The 13,250-nt window shown below is 69.2% G+C and carries 12 protein-coding genes, 1 tRNA gene and 1 other RNA gene; 11 read left to right on the top strand and 3 right to left on the bottom strand.

The window, feature by feature from the left end; translation table 11 throughout:
* The first annotated feature begins 31 nt into the window (after window positions 1-31).
* Complete coding sequence (locus tag ACVKN3_RS15760) at window positions 32-2,674, top strand: PAS-domain containing protein (RefSeq protein WP_456992108.1); 2,643 nt, start codon at window positions 32-34, stop codon at window positions 2,672-2,674.
* Here the strand turns inward: ACVKN3_RS15760 and ACVKN3_RS15755 are convergent.
* The gene (locus tag ACVKN3_RS15755) at window positions 2,671-3,324 is read right to left on the bottom strand and encodes a response regulator (RefSeq protein ID WP_285400935.1); all 654 of its coding nucleotides are present in this window, start codon (window positions 3,322-3,324) and stop codon (window positions 2,671-2,673) included. The genes ACVKN3_RS15760 and ACVKN3_RS15755 overlap by 4 nt on opposite strands.
* Before the next feature lie 94 nt (window positions 3,325-3,418).
* Between ACVKN3_RS15755 and ACVKN3_RS15750 the strand changes: the two genes are divergently transcribed.
* Window positions 3,419-4,450, top strand: a complete 1,032-nt coding sequence (locus ACVKN3_RS15750; protein WP_354516407.1) for a YihY/virulence factor BrkB family protein — start codon at window positions 3,419-3,421, stop codon at window positions 4,448-4,450.
* A 36-nt stretch (window positions 4,451-4,486) separates the two neighbouring features.
* Window positions 4,487-5,770: an Nramp family divalent metal transporter gene (locus tag ACVKN3_RS15745; protein WP_354516405.1), complete on the top strand. Its 1,284-nt coding sequence runs from the start codon at window positions 4,487-4,489 to the stop codon at window positions 5,768-5,770.
* Here the strand turns inward: ACVKN3_RS15745 and ACVKN3_RS15740 are convergent.
* Window positions 5,760-6,728: an NAD-dependent epimerase/dehydratase family protein gene (locus ACVKN3_RS15740; protein ID WP_354516403.1), complete on the bottom strand. Its 969-nt coding sequence runs from the start codon at window positions 6,726-6,728 to the stop codon at window positions 5,760-5,762. The genes ACVKN3_RS15745 and ACVKN3_RS15740 overlap by 11 nt on opposite strands.
* Before the next feature lie 89 nt (window positions 6,729-6,817).
* Here ACVKN3_RS15740 and ACVKN3_RS15735 point away from each other — a divergent pair, with 89 nt between their 5' ends.
* Window positions 6,818-7,717: a LysR family transcriptional regulator gene (locus tag ACVKN3_RS15735; protein WP_456992073.1), complete on the top strand. Its 900-nt coding sequence runs from the start codon at window positions 6,818-6,820 to the stop codon at window positions 7,715-7,717.
* A gap of 41 nt (window positions 7,718-7,758) precedes the next feature.
* On the top strand, window positions 7,759-8,169 hold the full coding sequence (locus ACVKN3_RS15730) for a DUF6165 family protein (RefSeq protein ID WP_036142521.1): 411 nt from the start codon (window positions 7,759-7,761) through the stop codon (window positions 8,167-8,169).
* On the opposite strand, the gene ACVKN3_RS15725 is transcribed toward ACVKN3_RS15730, so the two are convergent.
* The gene (locus tag ACVKN3_RS15725) at window positions 8,166-9,242 is read right to left on the bottom strand and encodes a glycosyltransferase family 9 protein (protein WP_354516399.1); all 1,077 of its coding nucleotides are present in this window, start codon (window positions 9,240-9,242) and stop codon (window positions 8,166-8,168) included. The two genes, ACVKN3_RS15730 and ACVKN3_RS15725, sit on opposite strands and share 4 nt — an antisense overlap.
* 44 nt (window positions 9,243-9,286) lie before the next feature.
* On the opposite strand from ACVKN3_RS15725, the gene ACVKN3_RS15720 reads away from it, so the two are divergent.
* The 6 genes from ACVKN3_RS15720 (at window position 9,287) to ACVKN3_RS15695 (ending at window position 13,247) form a co-directional block, all read left to right on the top strand.
* Complete coding sequence (locus tag ACVKN3_RS15720) at window positions 9,287-10,015, top strand: 3-deoxy-D-manno-octulosonic acid kinase (protein WP_354516397.1); 729 nt, start codon at window positions 9,287-9,289, stop codon at window positions 10,013-10,015.
* Complete coding sequence (locus ACVKN3_RS15715) at window positions 10,012-10,770, top strand: MBL fold metallo-hydrolase (protein WP_354516395.1); 759 nt, start codon at window positions 10,012-10,014, stop codon at window positions 10,768-10,770. The genes ACVKN3_RS15720 and ACVKN3_RS15715 overlap by 4 nt, the downstream gene beginning before the upstream one ends.
* Before the next feature lie 80 nt (window positions 10,771-10,850).
* Window positions 10,851-10,941, top strand: a tRNA-Ser gene (locus ACVKN3_RS15710).
* Between the two features lie 22 nt (window positions 10,942-10,963).
* Window positions 10,964-11,060: signal recognition particle sRNA small type (gene ffs, locus ACVKN3_RS15705), an RNA gene on the top strand.
* A 76-nt stretch (window positions 11,061-11,136) separates the two neighbouring features.
* A complete protein-coding gene (gene dnaX / locus ACVKN3_RS15700) occupies window positions 11,137-12,927 on the top strand; it encodes a DNA polymerase III subunit gamma/tau (protein ID WP_354516393.1) in 1,791 nt (596 codons plus the stop codon).
* Complete coding sequence (locus ACVKN3_RS15695; RefSeq protein ID WP_036142510.1) at window positions 12,924-13,247, top strand: YbaB/EbfC family nucleoid-associated protein; 324 nt, start codon at window positions 12,924-12,926, stop codon at window positions 13,245-13,247. Before dnaX ends, ACVKN3_RS15695 begins: the two co-directional genes overlap by 4 nt.
* Window positions 13,248-13,250 lie beyond the last annotated feature (3 nt).

The raw sequence follows: 13,250 nt of genomic DNA, 5'->3' as shown, positions 1-13,250 counted from the left end.
TTCCGGCTAGGCTCCCCGCGGCTGTGCGACCATCGCGGTCATGTCCCGAGTGCGCCTCGTCCGCCTGTTCCCCGTGTGTGCGCTGGCGCTGGTCATCGCCGGCACCGCGGCCATGGGCGGGTGGTGGGCGTGGCATCGCGCGCTGGCGGTCACCGCCGCCCAGTCGGCGGATCGTCTCGAACTGCACGCGCTGGCGGTGCAACGCCTGATCGACCGGTTCACCGTGCTGCCGGACGTGCTGGCGCTGGATCCGGCCCTGCGCGCGGCGCTGTCGGACACTGGCGGGCCCCTGCCGACCCTGGCGCTCAATCGCAAGCTTGCCCAGGCCAACGGCGCCGTGCATGCGTCGACGCTCACGTTGCTGGATCGGCACGGCCGGGCCGTCGCGGCCAACAACTGGGATACCCCCACAAGCAACGTCGGCCTGGACTATCGGTTCCGACCGTATTTCCAGGAGGCGATGCGGGAGGGGCACGCCACCTTTTATGCGATGGGTGTGTCCACGGGCGTGGCCGGCTATTTCATCGCGCGTGCCGTCGACGACGAGCAGGGCCGGCATGTCGGTGTGATCGTGGTGAAGATCACCCTGGACGACGTGCGTCACGACTGGGCTCGCGACGACGACACCGTGCTGCTGGCTGACCGTTATGGGGTGGTCTTCCTGACCAACCGCGATGCCTCGTGGTTGTATCGGCCACTGCAGGCATTATCTCCGCGAGATGCGGACGCGATCCGCGCCACCCGCCAGTACGGCGATCGCGCGCTCGTGCCGATGCGCACCGTTACCCTGGGCGAGGCAGGCGCGGACGCGCGACGCGTCAGGGTGATCTCGCCGTCGCTCGACGGCGAGGTGGTCTGGGCCAGCCTGGCCCTGCCTCAGCAGGGCTGGACCCTGCACCTGCTGGCTGACGCCCGCCCGGCCATGACCGCTGCGCGCGACGCCGTGCTGGTGGTGCTGGCGGTGTGGCTTCCGATCGTCCTGTTCGGGCTGTTCCTGCAGCAGCGGCTGCGCCTGGCCCGGCTGCGCCAGCGCAGCCGCGAGGAGCTCGAGCGCATGGTGGCGCATCACGCCGCCGCGCTGCGCTCCGCGCAAGACAGCGTGGTGGCCGCGGCGCACGAGGCCACCCAGGGCGCCGACGGCAACCTGGAACACCTGCCGCAGGGCGTGAGCGTGATCGACGCGTCGCTGCGGCTGGTCGCGTGGAACACGCGCTACCGGGAGATCTTCGGGTTCCCCGAGGAATACATGCGCGTGGGGCGGCCTATCGAGGACTTGTTCCGTTTCAACGCACGGCGCGGCTTGCTGGGCCCGGGCGATCCGGAGGAGGCGATCCGCCGCCGGCTGGATTACCTGCGTGCCGGCAGCCCGCACATGTACGAGCGCGAGCGGCCCGACGGCACCACCCTGGAAATACGCGGCAATCCGCTGCCGGACGGTGGCTTCGTCACCAGTTATGCCGACATCACGGCGTACAAGGCCGCCGCGCGCGAACTGCGGTCGCTGGCGACCAGCCTGGAACGCCGGGTGGACGAGCGCACGCGCGACCTGCACGACGCCAAGGCGGAAGCGGAACGGGCCAATCGCTCCAAGACCCGTTTCGTCGCCGCCGCCGTCCACGACCTGCTGCAGCCGCTCAATGCGGCACGGCTGTTCGTCGGCGCGCTGGCGGCGGGGCGCCTCGACGCCGCGGAGCGCGAGCTGGTGGAGCGCGTCCGCAGCGCCCTGGACACGCAGGACGAATTGCTGGCCAGCCTGCTGGACGTGTCGCGGCTGGAAGGGGGCGCGGTCGAGCCGCGCTTTGCCGCCGTGTCGCTGGCATCGCTACTGGCCGACCTGGCGAAGCAGTTCGGGGTGCTGGCGGCATCGCACGGCCTGCGGCTGCGCTGCGTCACCGGTCGGGCCGTCGTGCGAAGCGACGCCTTGCTGCTTCGCCGCGTGCTGCAGAATTTCCTGTCCAACGCGATCCATTACACACCGCGTGGCGGCGTGCTGATCGGAGCGCGCCGGCAAGGCGACGCGGTGCGCATCGAGGTTTGGGACACGGGGCTTGGCATCCCGGAGGCGAAAACCCGGGCGATCTTCGACGAGTTCCTGCGCCTGGACAACGGCGTGGACCGCGAGCGGCGCAGCGCGGGCCTGGGGCTGTCGATCGTCGACCGGATCGGGCGGCTGCTGGGCGCGCCGGTGGCGGTACGCTCGCGTCCGGGCAAGGGCAGCGTGTTCTCCATCACCGTGCCGTTATGGCAGGGCCCTTCCGCGACGACAGCGACGGCCGCCGGCGCGGAGGACGAATCGCCGTTCGCCGGTGCCCGGGTCATGCTGCTGGATGCCGACGGCGTGACACGACAGGCCACGACGCGGCTGCTGGCGTCGTGGGGCTGCGAGGTGGCGGCCGCGGCCAGCGCGAGCGAGGCGATGCGCCACGCGGAAACCGACGCGGTGCCCGCGATCCTCCTGCTGGAGGACCCGATCGACGGCATGACGGGTGAGGCACTGCGCCTGGCCCTCGGCGCACGCTGGGGCGGCATGCCGCCCACGCTGCTCATCGCGGAGGCGCCCTCGGCAGCGGATGTGGAGCGTGCGGCCGCGGTCGGTGTGCGTTACCTCACGCGACCCCTTGCCCCGGCGCGCCTGCGCGCGGTCATGAGCCGCATGCTGATGGTGTCCGGCTAACCCGGGTGGGAGCCGTCGACGCCTTCGTCGACATCCAGCGATCGCACCAGCACCGCGGCCTGCGTGCGCGAGCGGCATTCCAGCTTCGACAGCACGGCGGTCACGTGAATCTTCACGGTGTTCTCCGCCAGGCCCAGCTCGGCGGCGATCTGCTTGTTGAGCAGGCCCTCGGCCATCAGCATCAGCACGCGGAACTGCGCCGGCGTGAGCCGGGCCAGTCGCGCGGCCAGGCGGGCATCGTCGTCGCTGCGGTCGGCACGTGCGCCGACGAAGGCGGTGCCCCCCTGCATCACCTCCGCGACCGCCGCGCGCAACACCTCGGCCGGTGCGGATTTGGAGACGAAACCCGCCGCGCCGAACTGTTGCGCGCGGCGCACGTTGCGCGGATGGTCGTTGGACGACACCACCAGCACAGGCACCTCCGGATGCTCACCGCGAAGCCAAAGCAGCGACGAGAAGCCCATGGCCCCCGGCATGGTCAGGTCCAGCAGCACCAGGTCGACCGGCTCGCCAGCGGCAAGCACCGCCTCCATCGCGCTGTGGCTGGCCGCCTCCAGCGCGCGACCGCCCCGCAGGGGCTCGGCCAGCGCGTGCAGCAGGGCGCCACGGAACATCGGGTGATCGTCGGCAATGAGCAGGTTGAGCGGCATGCGGCGATTCTAGGGGCAGCGGGCCGGGTTCACATCACGTGCGCTCCATGTTCCACGCTGTATCAAGGCCATTGGATCGATCAGGAGGCAGGGCATGACCGGCGGAGCTATCAAGCGCACCATCGTTTCCGCGGTGGACGGCTTCAGCGACGATGAGTTGATGACACGTGCGGCGGCGCTGGCGTTCTACGCCGCTTTGTCGTTCGCCCCCCTCCTGCTCCTGCTGATGTGGGTGATTTCGGTGCTGCATCCGGAATGGCGCGATCAGCTGACCCAGACGCTGTCGTCCGTGGTCGGCAGCCGCGCCGCGGGCGCCATCGACAGCGTGATCACCAGTGCGAAAGCACATCCGCGCCTGAGCGACATCGCCGGCATCGTCGGCCTGGGCGTGACCCTGTTCGCCGCCTCGGCGGTGTTCGCCCAGTTGCAGGGCACGCTGGACCGGGTCTGGCGGGTGAAGCCCCGGCCGGGCGAAGCCGTCGGCGCTTGGTTGCGCGCGCGCGGCCGGGCCTTCGCGCTGCTGGGCGGCATGGCGTTCATGATGATCGTCTCGTTCATCGTCAGCGCCATCATCCAGACGATGATCCGCGGCGACTCGACGGCGTGGAGCGCCGTGGAATACGGGATCTCCGTGATCGTGTTCGTGGCGGCCTTCGGCGCGATGTACAAGGTGCTGCCGGATGCGCTGATTGACTGGAGCGAGGCGCTTATCGGTGCGGTACTCACCACGGCGCTGTTCCTGGCAGGCAAGTACGTCATCGGCCTGTACATCCAGTATTCCGACGTGGGCGGCGCATACGGCCCCGCCGGCGCCTTCGTGGTGCTGCTGACCTGGACCTATTACTCGTCGATCATCGTGCTGCTCGGCGCCGAGCTGACCCGCGGCGTGGCCGACGCACGTGGCAAGCCGATCCGCCCCAGCCCCCACGCGGTGGAGATCGAGGCCGCGCCTGCCGAGGTCAAGCCGAAGGACTCGCGGGCCGCGGCGCTGGCCCGCGCCTCGCGCACCCCGCGTACCCGCATCCCTCCGGCGGCGGTGGCCGGCTCCCTGTTCGCCGCGGGCGTCGTGCTGGGTGCCGTGATGCGGTCCGGCGCGCGTGGTCGCCGTCCGGGCCGCGGGGTATAACGGCATGGGATGTCCGGACGGAACGATCGCGATCGCATGCTAGACCAAGTGAAAACACCGCCACGCGACCCGGCCATGGTCGACGTGCTGTCGGGGCGCCGCCGCGGGCTCTCCGCGCTGCTGCCGTTCGCCGGGCCCGCGATGGTGGTGTCGGTGGCCTATATCGACCCGGGCAACTTCGCGACCAATATCCAGGCGGGCGCACGCTACGGTTATGCGCTGCTGTGGGTGGTGCTGCTAGCGAACCTGGTCGCCATGCTGTTCCAGAGCCTGTCGGCCAAGCTGGGCATCGTGACCGGTCGCAACCTCGCCGAGCTGTGCCGCGACCGCTTGCCCAAGCCGCTGGTCTACGTCATGTGGGTAGTGAGCGAGCTGGCCGCCATGGCTACGGACCTGGCCGAGTTCCTGGGCGGCGCGATCGGCCTCAGCCTGCTGTTCCACATGCCGTTGCTTGTCGGCATGGGGATTACCGCCGTGGTCACGTACGCGTTGCTGCTGCTGGAAGGCAAGGGCTACCGTCGCCTTGAGCTGACCATCGGCGCGCTGGTGGGCGTGGTGGGTTTGTCGTACCTCGTGGAACTGTTCATCGCGCCCGTCGGCTGGAAAGCGCTGGGGCAGCAGATCTTCGTGCCGAACCTGCCCGACAGCGCGGCCATCGCCATCGCCGTGGGCCTTATCGGCGCGACCGTGATGCCGCATGCCCTGTTCCTGCACTCGGGCCTGACCGAGCGCCGCGTGCAGCCAAGGAACGATGCGGAGCGGACGCGGATCATCCGGTTGTCGAACCTGGAAGTGATCCTGGCACTGACCCTGGCAGGCCTGATCAACCTGGCCATGGTGGTGATGGCGGCCGGCGCGTTCCACGGCAGCCACCCCGACGTCGCAAAGATCGAAACCGCCTACCAAACCCTGATCCCGCTGCTTGGCGGTGCCGCCGCCACCATCTTCCTGGTTTCCCTGATCGCCTCAGGGTTTTCCAGCTCCGTGGTGGGGACCATGGCGGGGCAGATGATCATGCAGGGCTTCGTCGATTTCCGCATTCCGATATGGCTGCGGCGCGCGATCACCATGCTGCCCAGTTTCGCGGTGGTGCTGGCCGGCGTGGACGCGACCCGCGCCCTGGTGCTCAGCCAGGTGGCGTTGAGCATCGCGCTACCGTTCCCCATGATCGCCCTGGTCTGGTTCACCAGCCGGGACGACGTCATGGGCGCGTTCCGCAACGGCCGTCTGGTGGTGGTGCTGTCGGCGCTGGCTGCGTTGGTCGTTCTGGGGCTGAACGTGCTGTTGCTGCTGGATGCGTTCGGGATGGTTACGCTGTGACCGACGGGCCGATCAGGCCCATGCCCTGCAACGTCGTGCGCAAGGCCGTTTCCGGTGCCGTGCACGGCACGTCCGCGAGGAAGGCACGCAGGCGTGCATCGTCCAGCAGGATTTCCTCGTCCCACAGGTAGCGCATCTTGCGCACCTCGCGCATGGTTTCCATGAAGGGCGCGACCAGGGTCGCCATCCACCACGGGAAACGGCGCAGGGGCAACTCACCCCGACCCGACGCCTGCCTCAGCGCATCGGCCAGCGTGTACCCCGTGAGCACATGGCCGCCGAAGTGGAAGCGCGCGAAGGTATCCAGTTCGGCGTCGCGTTCCAGCAGCGCCACGAGCGTGGCGGCGACGTCCGGCAGGTAGGCCCAGGTGTGGCGCAGTGACGGTGCGCCGGGGTAGCGGATGTCGCGCAGCGGCTTGCCGGGCGTGAGGATGCCCTGGGCCAGCCAGTTGTTGCCGCTGCGCGGCCCGTAGAAATCGCCGCAGCGCAGGACCAGGCTGCGTACTCCCTCGCGCGCCGCGGCCTCCAGGCGTTCCTCCACGGCCACGCGGATCTCGCCCTTGCGTGAGGGCGGATGCTGGGGCGCGTCCTCGGCGATCAGGGGGTACGTGTCGGGACCGTAGTTGTAGACCGAGCCCGGCAGCACGATCCGCGCGCCGACGGCGCGCGCGGCGGCGATGGTGTGATCGATCATCGGCAGCACCACGCGCTCCCAGCCCTTGTAGCCCGGCGGGTTGACGGCATGCACGATGGCCTGCGTGCCCTGCGCGGCGCGGCGGACGTCGTCCGCGTTCATGGCATCGCCGTGGATCCAGTGGAGCGCGCCGTCTTCGGCCTTGCCGGCGTGGCGGGTCAGTGCCTTGACGGTCCAGCCGGCAGCGGCCAGCGCGCGGGCGGTTTCCCCGCCGATGCCGCCGGTGGCGCCGAGGACTAGGGCAGTGCGATGGGATCGGGTCATGGCGGTATCTCCAGGGGGTGGACCGAGTCTCGGCGCTGTCGTGGTATTCGTAAATTGCATAAGGGCGCATGGGTGCCATACATTTACGTATGGCCAGCCGCGAACCCGCCTGGGATCTTTTCCGTTCTTTCCTCGCCGTGATGCGCGAGGGAAGCCTTTCCGCGGCCGCGCGTTCGCTGGGTATGACCCAGCCCAGCCTGGGCCGGCACATCCGGGAGCTGGAAAGCGCCCTGGGCGTGGACCTGTTCTCGCGCGTGCCGCACGGGCTGCTTCCCGCCGATGCCGCGCTGGAACTGCTGCCGCACGCGGAAGCCATGGCGTCCGCGGCGGCGTCCGTGCGGCGCGCGGCCTCCGCCAGCCGCGACACCTTGCAGGGTGTGGTCCGCATCACCGCCAGCGAGGTGATCGGGGTGGAAGTGCTGCCGCCGATGCTGGCCGGTTTCCGGCGCGCGCACCCACGCATCGTCATCGAGCTGTCGACCACCAACCGCACGGAAAACCTGCTGCGCCGCGACGCCGACATCGCCGTGCGCAGCGCCGTGCCCCAACAGGACGCCCTGGTCGCACGGCACGTCGCCGACATCCCCATCGGGCTTTACGGTCATGCGGATTATTTCGCCGTGGCCGGGCGCCCGCGTCGTGTCGCGGACATCGCCAGCCATGCGCTGATCGGCTACGACGAGGAAAAACCGTATATCCGGGCCCTGCGTCCCGCCGATGTCCCCTACGCGCGCGAACACTTCGCGCTGCGCACGGACAACGACCTGGCGGCGCTGGCGTCCATTCGCGCCGGCTTCGGCATCGGTTTCTGCCAGGTGCCGCTGGCGCGACGCAACGGGCTGGTTCGCCTGTTCCCGAAGACGCTGGAGGTGCCGCTGCGGCTGTGGGTGGTCATGCACGAAGACCAGCGCCGCAGTCGCCGCGTGCGCGCCGTCTACGATCACCTGGTGGAAGGCCTGACCACGTATGGGGCGTCCGGCAACGCGTAAAACTGTTAACCTCCGGCGCCTGACAGACCGGAGATTTGCCCATGAGCCTGATCCATACCCCCGTCTCTTATGGCGAGCTGATCGACAAGATCACGATCCTGCAGATCAAGCTCATGGAAATCCAGGACGATGCCAAGCTGACCAACGTGCGCAACGAGCTGGAACTGCTCGACGCGACGTGGAAAAACGACAAGGCCTCCGAGACCGACATCACCGACGAGCAGGCGCGCCTTCTCGCCGTCAACCAGCGCCTGTGGAAGATCGAGGACGACATTCGCCTGAAGGAGCGCGCGCAGGCGTTCGACGATGCGTTCATCCAGTTGGCGCGTTCGGTGTACATCGAGAACGACGAGCGCGCCGCGATCAAGCGCGAGATCAACATGAAGCTGGGCTCCACGCTGGTCGAAGAGAAGTCGTACCAGGATTACCGCGCGCCGCAGACCGGCGCTTAACGCAACGGCAGTTGCAGGAACGCCGCGCAGGCTTCGAAGCGCTCGCGCATGTCGTCCACCTCGATGAGGTCCATGACGCCGGGCTTTTCGATCTTGGTTCCCCAGGCCAGCTCGGCGGCCGGCTTGCCCAGGAAACGACGCGCGGCGGCATCGTAGCGATCGACGCACCAGCGGCGATCGGAATAGGGACCGGAGCGGTGCGGGTTGCTGGCGGCATGCAGCCCCAGCACCTTCACCCCGGCCGCGTTGGCCATGTGCATCGGGCCGGAGTCCGGCGTGAGGATCATGGCCGAGCGCTCCAGCAGGGCCATGAAACGTTTCAGCGTGTCCTTGCCGGTCAGGTCCAGCGGCGCCGAGGCGGTGGCCGCGAGGATGCGATCCGCCAGTGCCCGCTCGCCCTCCGACGGCCCGCCGACCAGTGCCACGCGCAGGCCGCGTGCCATGGCATGGTCGATCAATGCCGCATAGCGGTCCACGCGCCAGTTGCGCAGCGCGTGGCTCGACATGGGGCTGACCAGCAGGGTCGGCGTGTCGCCCGGAAGCTGCTCCGCGGCCCAGACCCTGGCGTCGTCCGGCACCGGGATGTCCCAGCGAACCCCGGTCTGCGTCAGGCCCAGCGGCTCGACGAAGCTGCCGAGCGCATCCAGCACGTGCTGCCCCGAGCGCGCCGGAATCCGTTCGCGGATGAACAGGCCGTGCAGGTCCTTCGAACGCGCGCGGTCGTAGCCGATCCGCCGATCCGCGCTGACCGCCAAGCTGAGCAGGTTGGAACGCAACGCCACCTGCATGTGTAGCAGCGCGTCGAAGCGGCGTCCGGCCAGCGCCTGCCTTACCTCGCGCAGGCCCTCGCGGCCCTTGCCCTTGTCGAAGGTGATGAATTCCACGCCGGACAGGTCGCCCACCAGGCGTCGTTCCAGCTTGCCCACCAGCCAGGTCAGCCGCGTGGATGGCGCCTTTTCCTGCAGGGTGCGGACCAGCGGCACCACGTGCGTGACATCGCCAATGGCGGAGGTGCGCAGGATGCAGAGGCTGGAATCCCCCGACGGGAGCGGACGGCTTGTTAGACTGGACACGATCGGAGCACCGGATGAGTGGCTGCGCAAGGGCGGCCGATGAAATGAAAGAGCAACGAGTGGAGGAGGGCGCGGACGGTACGATTCTGTTCGACGCGACCCGTGCACCTCAAGTCGACGCGCGGTGGTTCTCGCCCGAATACTGGCGCGAGCGCGGCGCCCTGCGCACGCAATCCGGCGGCCGCGGCGGCGTGGCGGTGGTCGATACGCCCGCCGGTGAAGCCGTGCTGCGGCATTACCGGCGCGGCGGTATGGTGGCCCGTCTGCTCGGCGACCGCTACCTTTTTACCGGACGCCGACGCACGCGCAGCGATCGCGAGTTCCGCCTGCTGGTGGAACTGCAACGTCGCGGGCTGCCCGTGTCGCCGCCGCTGGCGGCCCGTTTCGTACGCCAGGGCATGCGTTATTCGGCCGACCTGATGACCCTGCGCATCCCGCGGGCGTCCACCCTGGCCGAGCAGCTGCAGCAAGGCGCCTTCACCCCGGCGCTGGCCGGCCAGGTCGGTGCGTTGATCGCGCGCTTCCACCGCGAGGGTGCCTGGCACGCCGATCTCAACGCACACAACATCCTCGTCGGGGCCGACGGCCTCTACCTCATCGATTTCGACCGGGGCCGGCTGCGCGGCGTGTCCCGTCGCTGGCGCCATGCCAACCTGGATCGCCTGAAGCGCTCGCTGGTCAAGCTGGGCGCACGCGACGTCGCGGGAGACACCTTCGACACCACGCTATGGCCGGCCTTGATGGACCACTACGAAAGGAGCCTGGGCGCATGACGTGGAACCTGCATTTCCTCGGCACCGGTGCCGCCCACGCGGTCGAGCTGGGCTCCTCCGCCGTGGTCGTGGAGCGTGACGGCGCGCCGCTGCTGCTGGTCGATTGCGGTCCCGACACGCTCGATCGTTACGTGGCGGCGTACGGTGCACCACCGGCGGCCCTCTACATCACCCATGTGCACATGGACCACGTGGCCGGCATGGAGCGACTGTTCTTCCGCCTGTGGTTCGACGAGGCCCTGCGCGGGCGCACGAAGGTCTACCTGCACGCCGCCCTGTTGCCCTGGCTGCAGGGCAGGGTGGCCGACTACCCCGGCGCCCTGGCCGAAGGCGGCGTCAACTACTGGGATGCATTCCACCTCATCCCGTGCACCCGCGGCTTCTGGCACGAAGGCCACTGGTTCGACGTGTTTCCCACCCGCCACCACGTGCAGGGCACCTCGTACGGCCTGGCCCTGCGCGGCAGCCTGGTCTACACCGGCGATACCCGGCCGGTGCCGGAGGCGATCGCGCTGCACGGCATGCGCGGCGAGCTGATCGCCCACGACTGCGGCGTCGTCGGCAACCCCTCGCACACCGGCGTGGACGACCTTGAGCGCGAATACTCCGGCGAAGCCCGCTCGCGCATGGCGCTCTACCACTACGGCAGCGCCGCCGACGGCGAGGTGCTGGTCGCGCGGGGCTACCGTATCGCCCATCCCGGCGAACGCCTGCCCCTGCCGCAGCCCGAGCCACCCCACCCCACGGCCGGCTGAGACTTGCCCCGCCGCGGCGGGAACGTTATCCTTCCGCTTCTTTGCCGGACAGGATGCCGGGGAAGAGGATGTACCGGTGTGGAGAGGTGTCCGAGTGGTTGAAGGAGCACGCCTGGAAAGTGTGTATACCCTAATAAGGTATCGCGGGTTCGAATCCCGCTCTCTCCGCCAAATGTAAGTCTTATGGTGACCCTGTCGGTCCCCCCGCGACGATAGTCCGTAAACTCCGCCAGGTCCGGAAGGAAGCAACGGTAGCGGATGACTCGGGCGCCGGGGTGTGGCTGGCAGGGTCATCGCCTTTTCGGGGCTGGGGTGCGCCCGACGCGTGTCCTTGGCACAATCCACTGTCGCCCCAAGGTACTACGCATGTCCTATCAGGTCCTCGCACGCAAGTGGCGCCCCCGCAAGTTCGCTGAACTCGTGGGCCAGGAGCATGTGGTCCGGGCGCTGACCAACGCGCTCGACTCCGGCCGCATGCACCATGCCTACCTCTTCACCGGCACCCGCGGCGTCGGCAAGACCACCATCGCCCGCATCTTCGCCAAGTCGCTCAACTGCGAGCGTGGCGAATCGGCCGATCCCTGCGGCGTCTGCTCGGTCTGCACCGCGGTGGACGCCGGCCGCTTCGTCGACCTGCTGGAGATCGATGCGGCCAGCAACACCGGCGTGGACGACGTACGCGAAGTGATCGAGAACGCGCAGTACGCCCCCTCGCGTGGTCGTTTCAAGGTGTACCTGGTGGATGAGGTGCACATGCTGTCCAAGCCGGCGTTCAACGCGCTGCTGAAGACGCTGGAAGAACCGCCGCCGCACGTGAAGTTCCTGCTCGCTACCACCGACCCGCAGAAGCTGCCGGTCACGGTGCTGTCGCGCTGCCTGAAGTTCAACCTCAAGCGGCTGCTGCCGGACCAGATCTCCGGGCAGATGCGCCACATCCTCGGCGCCGAAGGCATCGAGTACGAAGAAGACGCCATCGGCGAACTCGCGCACGGCGCGGACGGTTCGTTGCGCGACGGGCTCTCGCTGCTCGACCAGGCTATCGCCTATGGCGGAGGCGCCGTGCGCGCCGACGACGTGCGCGCCATGCTCGGCAGCGTCGAGCGTGGCCAGGTGCTGGGCGTGCTCGAGGCGCTGGCCGCCGGTGACGGTGCCACCCTGATGGGCGAGGCCGAGCGCATCGCCTCGTTCTCGCCGGACTTCGCCGGCGTGCTCGACGACTTCGCCACGGTGCTGCACCGTATCCAGCTGATCCAGCTGGTGCCCGGGTACCGCGAGGAAGAAAGCGACGCCGGCCTGGCCGACCTCGCCGCGCGCATCGCGCCCGAGGACGTCCAGCTCTACTACCAGGTCGCCACCACCGGCCGTCGTGAGCTGCCGATGGCGCCGGATGCACGCATCGGCTTCGAGATGGCGCTGCTGCGCATGTTCGCGTTCCGGCCGGCCGAAGGCGGGCAGCCTGTCTCGGGTTCGCCGGCGCGTACGGCCGCCGGCGCCGCCGCGCCACGGGCGCCCGCACCGGGGGCCGCGGCAGGTCACGCACCGCAGCCTGTTGCGCCGACGCAGGCGTCTGCTCCGTCGCGTGCTGCCGCGACCTCGCATTCAGCCCCGCCGGCGCGTCCGGCATCGGCATCGGCACCGGCGGTTCCGGCAGCCCCGCGGCCCGCCGCACCCGCCGCACCGGAGCCCGCCCGCGCTGCCGGTCATTCCGCGCCGCCGCCCACGCCTGAGCCAGCTGAGCCGCCGCGTCCCATCACCCTCGGTGCGGATGGCCTGCCGGACTGGCACGAGGTGGTGGAGCGCGCCCACCTGCGCGGTCCCATTGGGCAGCTGGCGCAGAACTGTTCGCTGCGCGAGGTGGACGGCGAGAGCATGGTCCTCGCATTGCAGCCGCAGCACATGCACCTGGCCGTCGAGCCGTTGACCAGCCAGATGGAAGAAAAAGTCTCGCAGGCCCTGGGCCGGCGCATTCGCTTCCGCTTCGTGGCCGATCGCGGCAACCTCGGCACCCCGGCGGAGCGCCGGGCGCAGGCCGCCACCGATGCCCAGGCCCGCGCCGAGGCCTCGATGGAATCCGATCCCTTCGTACAGGCGCTCAAGCGCGACTTCGACGCGCGCGTCATTCCCCAATCGATCAAACCCGTGGAGCCAGGAACGTGAAAGGTCAAATCGGTCAGCTGATGCAGCAAGCCCAGCGCATGCAGGATGAAATGAAGCGTGCGCAGGACGAACTCGCCAAGACGGAAGTCACCGGTTCCGCCGGCGGTGGGTTGGTCACGGTCACCATGAGCGGTGGCCACGAAGTGCGCGCGGTGCACATCGATCGGCAGTCGTTCGCCGACGATCCGGAAATGGCCGAGGACCTGGTGGCTGCGGCCATCAACGACGCGGTCAACAAGATCGCCGAACTCAGCCGCAACCGGCTGGGCGGCGTTACCGCGGGGCTGAACCTGCCCCCCGGCTTCAAGATGCCGTTCTGATCG

The organism is Luteibacter sp. PvP120, from assembly GCF_054055715.1.
Note: the sequence above shows the minus strand (reverse complement) of the source record. Positions and strands in the feature narration are given on the sequence as shown.